We start from the raw sequence: 19,250 nt of genomic DNA, 5'->3' as shown, positions 1-19,250 counted from the left end.
TTATCAAGTATGGATGTGAATCATAGTAAACTAATTACAATGTTATATTGGTAATTTTATGACACTACATTTTTTAGAAGATAATGATCGTTTTTATGCTTGTGATGCTAATAATAAAGAAATAGCTGAAATGACCTTTGCAAGGGTAGGGAAAGATAAAGCTACTATTAATCATACTTATGTTGATTCTGCGTATCGTGGTCAAGGTATTGCAGATAATTTATTAGACCTTGTAGTAGAAAAATTACAGCAAGAAAAGCGTGAGATTATTCCTATTTGCTCGTTTGCTATTAAGAAATTAACTAGAAAATCAGATTGAAAGGCACTACCCTAAATTTTGTGTATTTACCTATTCAAGGTGACGGTTGATTCAGTCACCAAATTTTATAATGAACCGACTTATAGCATTTTTTTAAGTTTTGGATTGATATAGCCAATTTATTACAAGCGTGTGGTATTGTCCAAAAAATGACTTTTTTAACTGATTTATCTGTTTGTAAAACTTTACATTTCTTGATGATATGGCGAATAGGACTGTTTAAAGACTCTATTGCATTGGTAATGTAAATTTGCTTTGCGAATGTCAACGGGTAAGTACAAGGTGCTGAGGTTTTCCCAGTTCCTATACGCTACGGCTGGCTAGTATAGCCCTACTTTTCAACCCAAATTGACCCAAAATGCGTAAATGCTTGTGCTTGCTGTTCTGTTGTAGCCTGATAAATCGCTTTCAAATTTTTTGTTATCGCTTTACACAAATTTTTACTTTGTCGATAATCAATTAAATGATATCGACAGCACGACGGTAACTGGCATAAGTTCTTTTTTTCATTTTTTATGAAAAAATAAATTCTAGCTATTAAAATCAATAACGTTTTATTTTAATTAATAAATCTGCACTATTGATTAATAATACTACATATAGTGATAAATTTAATTAATAGGTACTACATATTGTATATTTTGATAAATATCAATTATCATAATTAAAAATATACTTTAACATTGGAATGAAAGAATGAATAAATCAATACTCGTTACCAAACGAGATGGAAAGAAAGAACCAATAAACCTTGATAAAATCCACCGTGTTATTACATGGGCTGCTGAAGGATTAGAAAATGTTTCTGTTTCTCAGGTTGAATTACGTTCACATATTCAATTTTATGATGGCATTCGTACATCGGATATTCATGAGACAATTATTCGTGCTGCAGCCGATCTGATCTCACAAGAAGCGCCAGACTATCAATATTTAGCTGCACGCTTAGCAATCTTTCATTTACGTAAAAAAGCCTTTAATCAATTTATCCCACCTTCACTTTATGAACACGTTAAAAAATTGGTCGATAACGAGCTTTATGATAAACACTTGCTTGAAGATTATACGCAAGAAGAATTTGAACAAATGGATAAGATTATCGATCACTGGCGAGATATGTCTTTTTCGTATGCCGCAGTTAAACAACTTGAAGGAAAATATCTAGTACAAAATCGTGTCACTGGCGAGATTTATGAAAGCGCGCAGTTTTTATATATTCTAGTTGCAGCTTGCCTTTTCGCTAATTATCCTAAAGATACACGTCTTAGTTATATCAAACGCTTTTATGATGCCGTTTCAACCTTTAAAATTTCGCTACCAACGCCAATTATGGCGGGGGTTCGTACTCCTACTCGACAGTTCAGTTCTTGCGTATTAATTGAATGTGATGATAGTTTAGATTCTATTAACGCCACAGCAAGCGCTATTGTTAAATATGTATCACAACGGGCAGGAATTGGAGTTAATGCAGGGCGAATTCGTGCGTTAGGAAGTTCAATTCGTGGTGGTGAAGCTTTTCATACAGGCTGCATTCCATTTTATAAATATTTCCAAACAGCGGTTAAATCTTGTTCGCAAGGTGGTGTGCGAGGAGGAGCAGCAACTGTTTTCTATCCTCTTTGGCATTTAGAAGTTGAAAGTTTATTAGTATTACGTAACAACCGTGGCGTTGAAGAAAATCGTGTCCGCCATTTAGACTATGGCGTACAAATCAATAAATTAATGTATCAACGTTTAATCAAAAACGAAAATATTACTCTATTTAGCCCATCGGACGTTCCTGGACTTTATGATGCCTTCTTTGCCGATCAAGATAAGTTTGAAACGCTTTATCACCAATACGAACAAGATCCAAATATCCGTAAACGCGAAGTTAAAGCCGTTGAACTCTTTGCATTATTAATGCAAGAGCGCGCATCAACTGGGCGTATTTATATCCAAAATGTCGATCACTGTAATACTCACAGCCCATTTAATGCTCAATTAGCACCTGTTCATCAATCTAATTTATGTATGGAAATTGCACTGCCAACAAAACCGCTTAATAACGTTAATGATGAACATGGCGAAATTGCCCTTTGCACATTATCAGCCTTTAATTTAGGTAAAATAGAATCTCTAGATGACTTTGAAGAGTTAGCCGATTTAGCGGTACGCGCTCTTGATTCACTACTTGATTACCAAAATTATCCTGTACCTGCAGCTCGTCATTCTTCATTAAATCGTCGTACATTAGGTATTGGTGTTATTAACTATGCCTATTATTTAGCAAAACATGGGGTTAAATATTCCGATGGCAGTGCCAACAATTTAACTCACCGTACCTTTGAAGCCATGCAATACTATTTGCTAAAAGCATCGAATAATCTAGCTAAAGAAAAGGGATCCTGCCCATTATTTAGTCAAACCACATATTCGCAAGGTATTTTACCTATTGATACTTATAAAAAAGATTTAGATACCATTACTAAAGAGCCATTACACTATGACTGGGAATCACTACGAGCATCAATTAAAACCTATGGACTTCGTAATTCGACATTATCGGCATTAATGCCATCAGAAACTTCGTCACAAATTTCCAATGCAACAAATGGTATTGAACCACCACGTGGTTTTATTAGTGTAAAAGCATCAAAAGATGGTATTTTAAAACAAGTGGTTCCTGAGTATAACCATCTGAAAAATTTTTACGAATTACTTTGGCAAATTCCAAATAACACTGGTTATTTACAATTAGTAGGCATCATGCAGAAATTTATTGATCAATCAATTTCTGCTAATACTAATTATGATCCGGCTAAGTTCCCAAATAATAAAGTACCCATGAAACAGCTATTATCAGACTTATTGACTGCTTATAAATTTGGCGTAAAAACACTCTATTATCATAATACACGCGATGGCGCTGAAGATATTCAAGGTGATATTGTTCCAACAACCCATTCGGATGATGGCTGTGAAGGTGGCGCTTGCAAAATTTAACCTTGATTAAAACTAAATAGCTACACGCTAAAATTCAATTTTTTATCGGGGAAAACTAGTAATTTCCCCATTCAACTTGCCTTTTACACTGTCAAAAGGAAGCGGTAAAAGCAACAGTAAATGAGTAGGAGTTCTTTTATGAGTATGAATTACAGTACCTTTTCGCAAGTGCATAACGACCAGCTTAAAGAACCAATGTTCCTTGGACAATCAGTGAATGTTGCGCGTTATGATCAACAAAAATATGAGATGTTTGAAAAGCTAATTGAAAAACAACTTTCTTTCTTTTGGCGCCCAGAAGAAGTCGATATTTCACAAGACCGTATTGATTATGCTGCGTTACCAGAGCATGAAAAACATATTTTTATCAGCAACTTAAAATATCAAACTCTGCTTGATTCCATCCAAGGCCGTAGCCCTAATGTTGCTTTACTGCCACTTATTTCAATACCTGAATTGGAAACATGGGTAGAAACTTGGTCGTTTTCTGAAACCATTCATTCTCGTTCATATACTCATATCATTCGTAATATCGTTAACGATCCATCTGTGGTTTTTGATGATATTGTCACAAATAAAGAAATTCAAAAACGTGCTGGGGACATTGCAGGTTATTATGATGATCTTATTAGCTATGCAAGTTACTATAATTTATTTGGTGAGGGTGAACATAACATCAATAATCGCACTGTTTGCATTAATTTACGTGAACTTAAAAAGAAACTTTACTTATGTTTAATGAGTGTCAATGCACTTGAGGCTATTCGCTTCTATGTTAGTTTTGCCTGCTCATTTGCTTTTGCTGAACGAGAACTAATGGAAGGGAATGCCAAAATCATTAAGCTTATTGCCCGCGACGAAGCGCTACATTTAACCGGCACTCAGTTTATGATCAACACACTACGCAGTGGTGAAGACGATCCCGAAATGGCTGAAATTGCCAAAGAATGTGAACAAGATTGTTATAAATTATTTTTACAAGCCGCTAATCAAGAAAAACAATGGGCAGAGTACCTGTTTGAAGGTGGCTCAATGATTGGTTTAAATAAAGATATATTATGCCAATATGTCGAGTATATAACGAACATTCGTATGCAAGCAGTCGGACTAAAATTACCCTTTGAAGCTAAATCCAATCCAATTCCATGGATTAATAACTGGCTTGTTTCTGATAATGTGCAAGTAGCACCACAAGAAGCCGAAATGAGCTCATATTTAGTTGGACAAATTGATTCTGAAATTAATGAAGATGATTTAAGCGATTTTACTTTATAATTTTATACTCAAACACATACTTACCTGAAACTTTTTTACAAAGGGAACAAATTATTGTTCCTTTTGTATAATTAATATCAATCACTAACAATTTGCTTTCTTATAACCGTAGCTTGACAGTCATTTAAAATCGGGTAACGATATAGTTATTGAATTGTCTTAATTTGATAATATAGCTATGACTAAAACCCATTTGTGTTACCCTGTCTCTCCTCTTGATTTCAGTGATGAACAGATAAATATTACATATCTAAAACAACAGATTGAGGAGTTTCAACAGTGGTCCATGGTTCAGTTTGAACAACAAGCTGACATTGATACCTTAGTGCATTTACGCAGTCAATTTATTGACCGTTTACTTGAGCGCTTATGGCGTTTTTATCAAATACCTAAACATGTTTCTTCCTTCTTTAAACGTAATCGTATCGCTTTGATTGCTGTTGGTGGTTATGGTCGAGCGGAATTACACCCACTGTCAGATATTGATATTTTAATTTTAAGTGATTATCCGTTAACTAAAGAGATAGAAAAACAGATCAGTGATTTAGTCCGCTTGTTATGGGATTTGCATTTAGATATAGGGCACAGTGTTAGAACATTAAGAATCTGCCTACAAGAAGCAAAAAATGATATCACAATAATGACTAATTTGATTGAATCAAGGCTTATTTCTGGCAATCAATTACTATTAGATGAACTACACAAGCAAATTTTTAGCGATAAAATCTGGCCGTCTCGTGCTTTTTATAAGGCAAAAATACAAGAACAACATGAACGTCATAAGCAATATCACAGCACCTCTTATAACCTAGAGCCTGATTTGAAAAATAGTCCGGGTGGATTGCGAGATATGCAAATTATTCAATGGATAGCGATTCGTCACTTTGGTGGCGAATTTCTACAAAAAATAGCTGATTTCAACTATTTAACCCCTGAAGATATTGAAGACTTTAAAACTTGTCGTAAATTTTTATGGAGAATACGTTTTGCGCTTCATTGTGTCATAACTCGTTATGATAATCGTTTGTTATTCGATCGTCAGTTAAGCATTGCTAACATGTTAGGTTATCAAGGCGAAGGTAATGCTCCTGTTGAGAAGATGATGCATGATTATTATCGTGTTGCTCACAATATTACTGAACTTAATCAAATGTTATTACAACTGTTTTATGAATCTATACTTGAACATAATCCACACAACAAACCTTACGATATTGATAAATATTTTCAAGTTCGAGACAACCTAATTGATGTAAAAGATAATGACATTTTCAAAAAAGATCCCGTCATGATTATGCAGCTTTTTCACACTATTTTGTTGAATCCTCAAGTTATAGGACTGTATTCTAATACAATTAGACAGTTACGTTCCGCTCGGCGCACACTAACCACTTTACTTTGTGAAGATGCAAAAGCAAGAGCGTTTTTTATGTCGATTATCAAGCACCCAGATGCAATTAATAAAGCCATTTTACCAATGCATAAATACGGTATACTTTCTGTCTATATACCGGGTTGGAAGCATATATCTGGTATGATGCAATTTGATCTGTTCCATGCTTACACTGTTGATGAACATACCATCCGCTTACTGCTTGAACTTGATAGTCTTAAAACCGAAAGTGGCAAACAAAAACATCCTAATAGTGCAAAAGTATTTGCTAAATTACCTAAACTCGAATTATTGGTAATTGCTGGTCTATTTCATGATATTGGCAAAGGTAGGCATGGCGATCACTCGGAAATTGGCGCTCATTTAGTTGAAAAATTTTGTCAACTACACGAACTCGAAACCAAAGATACTGATTTAATTTGCTGGTTAGTACGTTATCACCTACTGATGTCTGTTACCGCCCAAAGCAGAGATTTACAAGATCCTGCGGTAATTGGAGAATTTGTTCAATTGGTCAAAAGTAAGCGTCGCTTACAGTATTTGTTATGCCTAACAGTAGCTGATGTTTGTGCTACAAACGAAACGCTTTGGAATAATTGGAAACAAAGTTTAATGCGCGAACTCTATCTTAGTGCAGCAAGTTCCTTTGACTCTGGTATACACCAAATACCCGAACAGCGAAGTGTTGCACGTAAAAATAAGCAAGAGGCATTAACCATTTTAGTTAAACAAAATTATGATGAACAAATTATTAAAGAGCTTTGGCAAAACTATCGCATTGACTACTTTGTCCGTTATACAACCGAACAAATTGTATGGCATGCAAAAATTTTATTGCAACATGACTTGGGCAAAACATTAGTAGCCATAAATCCAAATCCATCTCATGGTGGTAGTGAGCTTTTTATTTATTCGCCAGATAGACCTTATCTATTTGCAACTGTGTGTAATACGCTAAGTATGCATAATTTAACTATTCATGATGCACTTATCATTACGAATAAAAAAGGATTTGCACTCGATACATTTATCGTATTAGAGCCTAATGGACAGACTGTACAAGAAGATAGAAACCAAGGTCTAGTAAATGCACTTGATAAAGCACTACAACAACCTGTATACAAACCTGTCACCATAAAACCACCGAAACAACGATTGCGATCGTTTTCAGTGCCGACTCAGGTTAACTTTCTTTCAGCCTTTAATGACAGCCAAACCTATATGAAGCTCATAGCACTTGATAGACCGGGATTGCTGGCTTGTGTGGGCGAAATATTTGCTAATTTAGATTTATCATTACGGAGCGCTAAAATAGCAACTATCGGCGAACATATTGAAGATCTGTTTATTCTAACTGATAAAAACAATCAAGCGCTTGATGATGAAACATGTCAAAAACTTCGAGAATCAATCATTATAACTCTTGATTCAATGAATTAATTTAATTAACCAAAAGATATAACTTATGCAATTTTTTATTATTTTATTTCCTATTTTTTGTATCTTTATTGTAGGTTTTATCGCACAAAAAGCCTTAAAATTTGATGTCGCCAACCTATCGAAAATGTCACTTTATGTGCTATCGCCCTTTTTGGCATTTAAAACGTTTTATACTCATATTTTAACCACAGATTATCTATTTTATATTGGTTATGTCTTTGGTTTATGCTTTTCATTAGTTATTATTGTCTCAATTTGGTCGATACTCATGAAGTATTCAGCTAAAGAGCGCTGTGCAATGATTTTGAGTTCCTGTTTTATGAACAATGGTAACTATGGTACTCCTGTACTATTAATCTTTTTTGGAGCAGTCGGCTTTGATCTTGGCGTAATAATGATGGTATTACAACAGTTTGTAATGAGCACTGTAGGCATTTACTATGCGGCTAAAGGTAGCGCTCATAGTGATATTGTAAATCAAAAAGACGTTATTAATAAAGTTATTCGCATGCCTGTAGCGTATGGTGCTTTTTTAGGTATTATTTTCCAATTGTGTCACATCCCTTTATCTAAATCGATTATGACTTCAATCGGAATGATCGGTGACGCATCAATTGTAGTGATCATGATTATTTTGGGCATGCAACTGGCAAAAATAAAACTTACTCAGCTTGATTATCCTAAAATCTCATTTGCCTTGCTTGCACGTATGGTGATTTCACCAATTGTGGCATTTTGTATGGTTTACTTTATGCCAATTGAGCCTGTTTATAAACAAGTTTTAATTGTCCTAGCTGCAATGCCAAGTGCCGCCAATACCACATTAATGTCAGTACAATTTGATACTCATCCAGAACTGGTATCAAGTGCGACCTTGCTCAGTACTTTATTAAGCTTGATCACTCTTCCTATTGTACTTGGATTAGTTGGAACACCAATTCCATTTTAGTAAAACTTGCCTTCTTAAAAGAGGCAGGCGTTATACAAATTTTTCAAAAATTAATTATTCATACTCTAACTATTATCGATAAACTAATTTTCAGTAAGAATAATCCTCTCCTTGCCATTCTTTTTCAAATTGTTTAACAAACTGAACTAAAAAATGATGTCTTGGCTCGGCTAGCTTTTTTGCTATGGGGGTATTCATCATATCTTTAAGTAAAAAAAGTTTTTCATAAAAATGATTAATAACGGTATTAGGATGTTTATAATTATTTTCATCCAATGAAGTTCGTGGTGAAATATTAGGATCGTACATAATATTATGCTTATTACCGCCATAATAAAAGGTGCGAGCAATACCAATTGCACCCAATGCATCTAAACGATCGGCATCTTGTACGATCTGCCCTTCTAGTGATAATTCTTTTTTCTGATTAAGATTTTTTCGATATGACATATTCTCGATGATAGCAAAAATCATCTTAATTTCGGTGTCGGTAAGTTTTAGAGACGTTAAATAATCACGCAATTCCATTATTGCTTGACTCACATCAGCAACCACTTTTTCATCAATCACATCATGCAAATAAGCGCTAACAATCACAATAAAACCGTTCGCTTTTGGTTCATGCTGTAAAATCTTTTTTGCTAACTTTACAACACGTTCAATGTGCGCCATATCATGACCTGAAAAATCATTGGATAGTTTCTGTTTAACAAAAGATTGTATGGCTTGAATAATTCCCTGTTGTTGCTTATCATTTTTATTATTCATAATATTATTTTGCTAATTTAATTTACACAAACCGTATTTCCATACGGTCTAACACCAATGGCTCCATCCTTAGCATATACTGCAAGGTTATAGAGGGATTCGTAATTATATGTATTTTGAGTCCAATAAACAGCATAGTTTTCCATATTGGTACCAGGATATCGGTAATCATACACATCCCCCCACTCAGCTAAAAGCCCACCACCAATACGACGTTGGTAGTTATTACCTTGACCAGCTAAACCTTGATTCCACTCTTGAGAATTAGCATTAGTCAGTTGATCAACTGTAGGTATTTGATAGCCCAATTGATTACAGTATTGTTCAGCCTGAGCATAACTACGATTGCTACCACTATAATCCTTTCTTGCGATAAACCATTTTTTGATGGTAAAACTATATACTTTATTGGTTTTGGCTTTATCGGAATATAAGATAAAGGTCGTCGGCACTGCGGTTGCTGCCTCGGCAGCGCTAGCCCCCTCTTTGGGTCCGACTAATCGAATCTTGGCAATGCTGCCATTGCCCGTTATAGTTAAATCAATACCCGATGTAGCTGGTGACTTGTCAAACGTCATCTCACTGCCTAAGCTATCAACCATATCCATCTCAAAAAATAACCCATTCATTCCAGTTGTAGGGAAGTTTGATGCTGGGTTATTCAGATCTTGACGTTTAAAGCCTTTTGCATCATCCCATTGGCTTGGTGGACCTGAATAATTTGACCCACCCCAATTATTTTTTCGACTATTACTTAAATATAAGTTAGGCTTGGCAGAATAAGTACAAGCGCCTTTAGGCGGATTTAGGTAATAGGTGGCGCGATTAGCTGCTATCTGAGTTGAATTTGGTTTGCCATAAGCCGTTGATAAAATGCTATTATCACTTTGCATTGTTACACTATAGGGCGCATTGCAATCCTGAAAGGTATCATCTAATCCCATTTCGGTACCATTGGCATCTCGACCAATAATAGTTAAATTCCCCGTTGCGGTAATATCACCATCGCCATCTTTATCAGCCCAAAAACCATTATTATTCAGCAAATCGGTCATTGAAATAGCACTTTGACCCAATGGAATAAGCGTTTTAATATCGCTAAGTTTTAAACCATCATGCGGCAATGGTATCGGATTGGTTTTAGATGAGGGATTATTTTTTGGGGTTAGTACCTTACCATCAGGTAGTTCGATATTTAAAAATCTATCTGTATCCCATGATTGGGTTTTGCCGCCATCAAACGTTAAATAAGGTGCTGATCCCTCTATTTCTTTTGCGGTTTTTGCTGACTTAACTTTAGGTAATACCCCAAATACAAATAAAGGATGACTAATTCCTATACAAAAACAAAAAAATAAAATTGATTTTAAAGTGATGAGGTTTTTTTGCAATATCAACAGTAAATTGCTACAGAAGCATAATCGACATATAACAAAACGAAAATAACTTAATGCTAACTGCTTAATTAACCCACTCTTATTCTTCTTATTTTTTATTCTAACATGTTGTACCTTTGACTTCATGATAATGTTCCTTTACATTAATATCCACATCATACAAATGCTATACCATAACGTTGCTAGCACAATTTCTTGTCAACTTATCACATCGCATAGTGATTACTTGGTAATGATCGATTTTTGCAAATACATTTTCAACAAAAAATCTAGTTTCACAAATTAAAAATTAAGTCAATACAATTATAGCGTAAAGGCTATTTTTTTACACAAAAATTTCAATAAAATAATTATCTATCACATGTAAAAAGACATTTTCCATCGTCTAGATACAATATTAGAAGGTAAAACGTTCTTTCTAGAGTAATCTAATCTTAGGTAAACAAATACACATACAATATTAATAGTAAAATTTCAGTAATTAATGTTTTTTTATTGTTTCTTTATTTTTTTACGATTGTTTTCACTAAAATGGAAAGGTAGAATGCGCGAATCAAAATATTATCAAAGCAAATATTGGAGTTGATTAAGTGAAAATATCAACGCGTAAAGTTTTGCCTTGGCAGTTAATAGAATACTTCACTCGTTATCGCCAATTTATAGCTCTACTATTTGGTCTATCTATCTTTTTTATAGCACTGATTGTGTGTTGGCACTTACTTAAGGCAATTAATGTTAATGAGTTAAAAAGAGCTATTCATCACCTTTCAATGTCTACAATTTTATTTTCGTGTTTATCTGCCATTGGTAGTTATTTAATGTTGATCTGCTACGAATGGTCAGCTGCACGTTATGCGGGTGTCAAATTGAAACCCGCAACTATTGTACTGGGCGGAATTTGTGCCTCAGCTATTGGTAATGCAATCGGATTGTCGGCATTATCTGGTGGTGCGGTGCGTTGTCGTCTCTATTTTAAACAAGGATTAACAACTATTGATGTTGCCAGAATGTCAATTTTTGTTACCTTATCATTAGGATTCACGTTACCACTATTAGCAGCGATTACCGCTTTAATTCATCCCAAAAATACGATGTTAGCTTTGCATTTATCAGCAAATAGTGTGTGGATAATTGCATGTAGCGTAATTTGCTTTTATGGTGTGCTATTTATCTTTTTGCAAAATAAGCGATTAGCAGAAAAACCAAATAACAACACCCAATTATATCAATTATTTCGATGGTCTATCCGTCTTCCTAATCTTCGTTTAGCATCTTACCAATTTATTATTACTCTATTTGATGCCATTTTGGCTGGCGCAGTACTTTATTTCCTTTTACCAAAACACCCTGATTTTGCTACCTTTATTATGATCTATATTCTGGCGTTAGTAGCTGGAGTGTTGAGTCATGTTCCTGGTGGTGTTGGTGTATTTGAAGCCATTATGTTAGCGGCATTTTCATCCGAAATTAATATAGCTTCATTAACCGTTGCATTAATCATTTATCGCATTATTTATATTTTAATCCCCCTTATTTTGGCGGCTATTTTGCTTTTAATAAACGAGGGAAAACATTTTTTAACTGCACCTCAAGTTAAAGAGACAGAAACAGGAATTGCAGCGCCTATCATGGCGGCAGCTGTATTTTTTGCCGGTGTGGTGATGATGTTTTCAAGTGTACTTCCTGGGTTTAATCACCATTTAGTCAGCACCTTTATCCCCAGTAAAATAGTCAATATTGCTCATCTAATTGCTAGTTTAATTGGCGTTTTATGCATATTACTTGCAGTAGGAGTAAGACGAAGACTCTATTTTGCATGGGGCATTTCGATTATTTTATTATTTTTAGGTAGTATCTGCTCGCTTTTACGCGGATTACATTGGATTGAAGCCAGTGTATTATTAATTATAGCAATATTATTAATCCATTTTAAACATGCTTTCTATCGTAAAAGTCGATTAAGCATATTACCTTTTTCAATTAAATCCTTTGTCATCTGCTTTTGCATTATTGCGCTTTTTGTATGGCTAATTTTATTTATATATCAAGATATTCCTTATAGTCACGATTTATGGTGGCAATTTGAGTTAGACAGCCGAGTACCGCGTGCTCTTCGTGCCGCTTTAGGCAGTTTTATTTTGTTAAGCTTTATTATGTTGTTTTGGTTATTTCGCCCTGCGCCACCAATTCTAACTCAACCAAAACAAAACGAGCTAAATAAAGCCTATCAAATCATTTTAGATTCAAAACAACCTGAAGGTGGGCTTGCCATGAGTGGCGATAAGTCATTACTTTTTAATGAATCACAAACAGCTTTTATAATGTATGCCAAACGAGGCAGAAGCATGGTTGCCCTTTATGATCCAATTGGAAACAGTACTGATCGTGCTAGTTTAATTTGGACTTTTCGAGATTTGTGTGATCAACATAATCTTCGTCCGGTTTTTTATCAAGTTAAAGCAGCAAATTTACCTTTTTATATGGATATTGGTCTCAGAACTATTAAGCTTGGTGAAGAAGCCTTAGTTAATTTAAAACAATTTGATTTAAGCTCAAAAGATTATAAAGATCTTCGCTACACTTGGAATCGTGGTCAACGAGATGGTCTATCTTTAGTATTTTATTCTCCAGGCACAGCACCACTTGATGAATTAAAAGCAGTTTCAGATGCATGGTTAAAAAGCAAGCACGCTAAAGAAAAGCAATTTTCGTTAGGATCTTTTTCCGAGCAATACTTGAACAATTTCACTATTGCGGCAATAAAATATGAAGGTCGTATTATTGCTTTTGTAAATCTGCTAGAAACAAATCAAAATTATAGTGCAAGCATTGATTTAATGCGTGTTGTCCAAGATATTCCTAAATTAACTATGGAGTTTTTAATGGTTGGGTTGATTTTGCATTATCAACAAAAAGATTTTAAATTCTTCAGTTTAGGGATGGTTCCACTTGCAGGTATGCAAAGACGTCGAGGCGCTCCCATGATACAAAGACTAGGTGCACTAGTTTTTAGACGGGGGGGACGTTTTTATAACTTCCAAGGATTACGTCGCTTTAAAGAGAAGTTTGCAACACACTGGGAGCCACGTTATATGGCCGCTCCAGCAGGGCTTGATCCTTTAGTTGCAATCATTGATACCACCATGCTAATTTCAGGCGGAATAACGGGATTAAAAAAGAATAAGAGATCATAATATGAAAAAAATAACACATTGCATTTTATTTTTAATTGTTATGATACTCATAGTACTATTAGGATTTGTTGGTTGGTATTTGATAAAAAACCAAGATAGTGCGTCAGTAAAAACGATAACAATCGAAAATGACTTTTCTATCATATCGGCAAAACCTAAACAAACAGCCGAAGCTGCGGCTATTATTGTCGCAACTAACAACAATCATTTTACAGAACAACAACTATTAAACTTATCTGAAAAAATGGGCGCCAAACTAGTTCAGTTTGAATTAAAACCGCAAGCAACTTGTGCTGAGCAAAAAAATCGCTTAAACCAAGCTGTAAACATATTAGGAGAATCTAATTTTGCTGTTGCAGGTATGAGAGAAGGTGCCACTTTTGCTTATCGATGGCTAGCAGAACAGCAAAGTGATGATGCTAAAGCATTATCAATAGAATTCATATTAGATCATAAAGATTGTGATGATCCATTGCCAAAACAAGCTAACCACGGAACGTGGCAAGTAATTTGGAATAATCCACCCGAAGAAAATGTTGCCGTATTCCCACGAGAACAGAAAAAGATTGCTGTCACCACAGGAATTGGCGAATACCAAACCTCACCTGTTGAGCTTTTAAGTTTGCATTTATCTTCAATTTTATTTGGTGATCATCAACAGCTACCTGTTATTGAATTACCCGCAACGAGTAAAGAAGTTCATCCTAAAACCGTTACTCTTTATTATTCTGGCGATGGGGGCTGGCGTGACTTAGACAAAGTATCTGCTGAATATATGGCAGCGCATGGTTACCCTGTTGTTGGTGTCGATGCTTTAAAGTTGTTTTGGCAACACCGTTCTGTTGAGCGTAGTGCAAAAGATCTCGCCTATTTGATGCAACAATATCGCGAAAAATGGGGTACAACTCGTTTCGTGCTTACAGGCTATTCATTCGGTGGAGATATTTTACCTGCACTTTATAACCGGTTATCAACTACAGATCAAAATAGTGTTCAAGCGATTGTGATGATCGCATTTTCAAAAAATGCTAATTTTGAAATTGAAATCAGTGGTTGGCTTGGTCAATCTGGTAATGAAATGAAAACAGGTCCAGAAGTCAATAACATACCAGCGAGTAAACTATTTTGTATTTATGGTGAAGAAGAGAAAGACGATACTGGATGCTTACAGCCAGAAATGAAAGGTGAAGCATTCAAATTACCCGGAGGCCATCATTTTGACGAAGATTATCAGCATTTAGGGCAAATTATCATGGATGCAATCGATAAAAGAACGCAATAACTTAATTAACCATCTCAAATATAAAAACCGTTTTCAGACCCAAAGCTCTCATGTGCCTTTGGGCTTTTTATAAGTATTAAAATTAATTAGTTTCTTTTTATGCGAATTTTACCTTCTGACAATAACACACCACAAAGCGTAAATAATGTTCCGATAGCAGCAATCCAGGTGAAAGGTTCGTTCAAAATAATAACAGCCGCAATAATAGTAAGAATTGGAACTAAATATAAATAAATACTAATTTTAACTGCACCAATTAATTTAACAGCATAGTTCCAAGATGAAAAACAAATAGCCGAGGCACCAACACCCAAGAATAAAAAATTAAAAATGTTAACGGGATCGGTAAAACGTGATAAATTCCAATCAAAGTCGAAGAGAGATAACACAGGAAACATTAACATCAAACCATAAAAAAAGAATCGCCTTGTTAACAAAATAGTATTGTAACCATAATTGCTACTTTTTTTAGTTAAAATCGAATAACAAGCCCAAAATAAACAAGCCAACATAGTAAGCAGATCACCAAGTGGATTTAACGAAAGCACAAACTTACCATTAAAGCTAATTAGTCCAACACCAATAATTGCAAATAAACAACCAATATAAAAACGTTTAGGTGGTGTTTCGGTTTTTAAAAAGAAAATAGATAGTATTGCAGTAAATATTGGTGCTAAAGTGGTAATTACTCCAACATTTGAAGCTGTAGTATAAGTTAATGCAATATTCTCACATAAAAAGTAACAAGTGACACCACAAAGCCCTGCGCACAAAAACATAAACTCTCGCTTAACCCCCTGCCAAGCCAAAAAGCGCGGTGATAAGATCCAAAGGGTTAGATAGCCAAGTCCAAATCGAAAAAACAAGATCTCTATTGGTTTAAAATCCGTCAATAAAACTTTAGTTGCAATAAATGTTGTTCCCCAAAGAAACACTGTCATTAATGCGATTAAGTGCCCTTGTGTCCTTTTTGAAAATAACATAATAATCTCTCTGCTCACATAATTATTTCGCAACCAAAGTACAGCTCATTACTCAATCTTTTTATTAAAAATAGTAATATTCAAAAAAATTTAAAACAATTTAAAACAATTTATAAGAAGACTTGATAACGAAAGAAAAGGCGTTATTTAAATAATGGAAATTTTAGTAATACTAGCTTTCTATACGTATTAGTGCAAATTATATCAAACAAAATAAGCAAAAAACTAAAGCAAGTAGTTATTAATAGATAATGGAAGAAGAAAGGATTTTACAAAATATGCAAATGGAAAAAATAGCAGGCAAAAAAAAAATCCACCCGAAAACTCGAATGGAAGGCAAAAAATGAAAAACGTAATCTGTTAATATAGACAAACTAAATGGGGAAAAGTTCAATTTAATTTCATATATTTCTTAATATTTAATGATAAAAAAAGTAACTTAATGATTTTTAATATAAATTATTTTTAAATTTTTATAAAAATCATCATTCTTATCCATTTAGTTTAATCAAATTACTAAATGATAATACTGCAAATTTTCCAATTTATCTGTTATAAGCTGTATTTTTATACTGAAACACATAGTTACCTGAAAGTTTTTAACAAATTTTTAAATCCTCAAATTATGATTGAATTGATATCCTAAAATTAACAGCGATAGTTATACATCTAATTCTAGTTATGTAGTTGTTATAATCACGGAGGGAGTAAAAAATATGTGGGATAAAGGATTGGAAGAAGCAATTAAACAAGTTGGAGTTGTAATCGGTGATTAATTTTTTCAATCAGTGTTTCTCTATCTCGTGAAATGGTGAGTTCTAACTTGCCATCATCACTTATAACGGTTTTTGTGCTATAACCCTTACATGTGTTGCTTCTTCGTTTTTCTGGTGTTTTTCATGACCTAGATGCTTGGTTATTTTTTCATTTAATGCGGTATCAATCACTAGTTTGTTCATAAAACCAGTTAATTTACCTAAATCTTCCTACGCTTTTATGTTTTTAGCTAGCTCGGCTGCCATTTGTCTTACTTTTTATTCATCCATTTTATATTTAACTTATTTTTACTCATTAGAGTGGTTCAAAAATAGGTAAATTCACAAATTCGTTTACAGGGTCAATTCAGAAAGATGTTTATAATTAATTAATTTTAAATGATATTTTATTTTTTATTTGTTTAGATATTTATTTTTGTAAATTGTAGTTTCAGTTATATAGAAATGTGATAATGTACGCTAGTTTATTTCATTATTTACAGTATCTAAAATGGTAACAGATAAACCGCAAAAAATTCATTCTATACATGTATTACGTGGTGTTGCAATTATAATGATTGTTTTTAGTCACTGTTTGGGTGTGTTTAAAAATACTCATTTAATTGCTAATAGTTATTTATTTTCTTTTTTAAATTTATTTGCCTTTAATTTCACTACTTTTTTTGTATTAATTGCTGGTTTTTTATTTCAACATCTAACTTATAAATTTGATACCAAAACTTATTATTTATCAAAGTTTAAAACTGTTGTTTGTCCTTATATTTCAGTATCTATTTTTTGCTTTGTTTTTTTTCATTATCAGTATTTATCTAATTTACCTTGGTTTTCATCGACTGAAACTAGTGTTGTTAGTTCAATAGTTAGGATGATGCTGACGGGAACACAACTGCTACCATTGTGGTTTATCCCGATGATTATCATTATTTATTTAATGGCTCCTTTATTATATTTTTGGTCGAAAAAGAATTTAATTGTAGCTGGTCTGATTGCTATGTTTTGGGTTGTGGTGTTTACTAAACCTGATTTTACTCAACCTATTTTAAATTTGTTGCATTATGGACCAGTTTATTTAATTGGCATGATGATAAAACAAAATTATCAAATTATTATCAAAACAGTTAAAGATAATTTATTCTTAGTGGTGTTTCTTTTTAGTTTATGTTTTTTTGTTCCATTTGCTTATCGCTATATGAGTCATTTAGGTGTAGAAAAACTTTATTATGATACATTACAAAAAATCGTTTTATTTATATTAGCGCTTTATTTTTTAGATGGGCTGAATCATAAAACGAATGAGGGGAAGTTATATAAATTCTTTTCTTATATGGCAAATATTAGTTTTCCTATCTATTTTATTCATGAAATTATTGTTTTAGAACTTGAACAGCTATTGTATATTTCTCCTCTAGGTTATGTAATCAAAACCAACAACGGTTGGTTAGCATCATTGGGAGCTGTAATCTTTTTAGTGTCAACTTTAATCGTAAGTGTCATCATCGCTAAAATAATAACGCTAGTTTTCAAAAATAAAGCAAAATACCTTATTGGTGCAATTCGTTAGATAATATCATCTATTATTTGACTTGGTGCTTTGAAATATCTTTATTAAATTTAAAACTTAGAATGTAAATTAATATTCTAAATTCACGTTAAAAATATGAGGTTCTTTATATTTACCATGTAAATTAACTTAATGAATTGTTTTTTCTATAGCAAATAACGTTTATTTTGTTTATACCAAATATATTAAACATGTAGATTTGAACAAATAAAATGCAAACGAAAAAAAAATTGCAATTAACACTTGCAGGAAATTTTTAAGCCCCTATAATGCGCATCCACTGACATGCAGTCAGCGACAAGCAGACGAAGAGTTGGTGATTAAGTGAGATCAAAAATTTTAAAAAAGATCTTGACGAATAAAAAAGGTTAGCGTAGTATACGCAACCCTTGAGACAGCGAACTAAATCAACGAAGGTTGATGAGGGATATAAGCTGTTAGCTCTTTAAAAAGAAGAAACAGACAATCTGTGTGGGCACTTGCGAGACAAAAGATTAAAGTCTACGGACTAAAAAATTAAGTCTTGATAAGTGACACTGAAGATTCATTTGAATATGTCAGAGACAGTTATTGAGCATCAAACTTTAAATTGAAGAGTTTGATCATGGCTCAGATTGAACGCTGGCGGCAGGCTTAACACATGCAAGTCGAACGGTAACATAAGTGCTTGCACTTGATGACGAGTGGCGGACGGGTGAGTAAGGTATGGGGATCTGCCGAATGGTGGGGGACAACAGTTGGAAACGACTGCTAATACCGCATAAAGTTGAGAGACCAAAGCATGGGACCTACGGGCCATGCGCCATTTGATGAACCCATATGGGATTAGCTAGTTGGTGGGGTAATGGCTCACCAAGGCGACGATCTCTAGCTGGTCTGAGAGGATGACCAGCCACACTGGAACTGAGACACGGTCCAGACTCCTACG

Annotated in this window: 12 protein-coding genes and 1 rRNA gene; 9 read left to right on the top strand and 4 right to left on the bottom strand. The window is 33.9% G+C overall.

Annotated elements, in window-relative coordinates; translation table 11 throughout:
• The first annotated feature begins 58 nt into the window (after window positions 1–58).
• The 5 genes from ACGH6Q_RS00065 to ACGH6Q_RS00045 all read left to right on the top strand — a co-directional run bounded on the left by ACGH6Q_RS00065 (window position 59) and on the right by ACGH6Q_RS00045 (window position 8,361).
• Window positions 59–319: a GNAT family N-acetyltransferase gene (locus ACGH6Q_RS00065; RefSeq protein WP_085163896.1), complete on the top strand. Its 261-nt coding sequence runs from the start codon at window positions 59–61 to the stop codon at window positions 317–319.
• 696 nt (window positions 320–1,015) lie between these two features.
• Window positions 1,016–3,304 carry a class 1a ribonucleoside-diphosphate reductase subunit alpha gene (nrdA, locus tag ACGH6Q_RS00060; protein ID WP_411591364.1) on the top strand — a complete coding sequence of 763 codons (2,289 nt, stop codon included), beginning with the start codon at window positions 1,016–1,018 and terminating at the stop codon, window positions 3,302–3,304.
• 144 nt (window positions 3,305–3,448) lie between these two features.
• Window positions 3,449–4,579 (top strand): class Ia ribonucleoside-diphosphate reductase subunit beta, encoded by a 1,131-nt coding sequence (gene nrdB, locus ACGH6Q_RS00055; protein ID WP_065589665.1) that lies wholly within the window; start codon window positions 3,449–3,451, stop codon window positions 4,577–4,579.
• 178 nt (window positions 4,580–4,757) lie between these two features.
• Window positions 4,758–7,412 (top strand): bifunctional uridylyltransferase/uridylyl-removing protein GlnD, encoded by a 2,655-nt coding sequence (gene glnD, locus ACGH6Q_RS00050; protein WP_411587903.1) that lies wholly within the window; start codon window positions 4,758–4,760, stop codon window positions 7,410–7,412.
• Between the two features lie 25 nt (window positions 7,413–7,437).
• On the top strand, window positions 7,438–8,361 hold the full coding sequence (locus ACGH6Q_RS00045; protein WP_411591361.1) for an AEC family transporter: 924 nt from the start codon (window positions 7,438–7,440) through the stop codon (window positions 8,359–8,361).
• A 90-nt stretch (window positions 8,362–8,451) separates the two neighbouring features.
• Here the strand turns inward: ACGH6Q_RS00045 and ACGH6Q_RS00040 are convergent, their stop codons facing one another.
• Window positions 8,452–9,129 carry an HD domain-containing protein gene (locus ACGH6Q_RS00040; protein WP_411591359.1) on the bottom strand — a complete coding sequence of 226 codons (678 nt, stop codon included), beginning with the start codon at window positions 9,127–9,129 and terminating at the stop codon, window positions 8,452–8,454.
• A 17-nt stretch (window positions 9,130–9,146) separates the two neighbouring features.
• Window positions 9,147–10,652, bottom strand: coding sequence for a hypothetical protein (locus tag ACGH6Q_RS00035; protein ID WP_411591358.1), 1,506 nt, complete (start codon window positions 10,650–10,652; stop codon window positions 9,147–9,149).
• 464 nt (window positions 10,653–11,116) lie between these two features.
• Here ACGH6Q_RS00035 and mprF point away from each other — a divergent pair, with 464 nt between their 5' ends.
• Together mprF and ACGH6Q_RS00025 are read left to right on the top strand one after the other, a co-directional pair.
• Window positions 11,117–13,720: a bifunctional lysylphosphatidylglycerol flippase/synthetase MprF gene (gene mprF / locus ACGH6Q_RS00030; RefSeq protein WP_411591357.1), complete on the top strand. Its 2,604-nt coding sequence runs from the start codon at window positions 11,117–11,119 to the stop codon at window positions 13,718–13,720.
• Between the two features lies 1 nt (window position 13,721).
• Complete coding sequence (locus ACGH6Q_RS00025) at window positions 13,722–15,002, top strand: virulence factor family protein (protein ID WP_411591356.1); 1,281 nt, start codon at window positions 13,722–13,724, stop codon at window positions 15,000–15,002.
• Window positions 15,003–15,088: 86 nt separating this feature from the next.
• Here ACGH6Q_RS00025 and ACGH6Q_RS00020 read toward each other — a convergent pair whose 3' ends face one another.
• Together ACGH6Q_RS00020 and ACGH6Q_RS00015 are read right to left on the bottom strand one after the other, a co-directional pair.
• Window positions 15,089–15,985, bottom strand: a complete 897-nt coding sequence (locus tag ACGH6Q_RS00020; RefSeq protein ID WP_085163903.1) for a DMT family transporter — start codon at window positions 15,983–15,985, stop codon at window positions 15,089–15,091.
• Between the two features lie 836 nt (window positions 15,986–16,821).
• Window positions 16,822–16,944, bottom strand: a complete 123-nt coding sequence (locus ACGH6Q_RS00015) for a hypothetical protein (RefSeq protein ID WP_296300761.1) — start codon at window positions 16,942–16,944, stop codon at window positions 16,822–16,824.
• 307 nt (window positions 16,945–17,251) lie between these two features.
• On the opposite strand from ACGH6Q_RS00015, the gene ACGH6Q_RS00010 reads away from it, so the two are divergent.
• Together ACGH6Q_RS00010 and ACGH6Q_RS00005 are read left to right on the top strand one after the other, a co-directional pair.
• Entirely contained in the window at window positions 17,252–18,322 is a 1,071-nt protein-coding gene (locus tag ACGH6Q_RS00010) for an acyltransferase family protein (protein WP_085163904.1), read from the top strand.
• Window positions 18,323–18,908: 586 nt separating this feature from the next.
• Window positions 18,909–19,250 (top strand): 16S ribosomal RNA (locus tag ACGH6Q_RS00005); the annotation flags it as partial.

The organism is Gilliamella sp. BG2, from assembly GCF_046635645.1.
Classification (GTDB): Bacteria; Pseudomonadota; Gammaproteobacteria; order Enterobacterales; family Orbaceae; genus Gilliamella; species Gilliamella bombi.
Note: the sequence above shows the minus strand (reverse complement) of the source record. Positions and strands in the feature narration are given on the sequence as shown.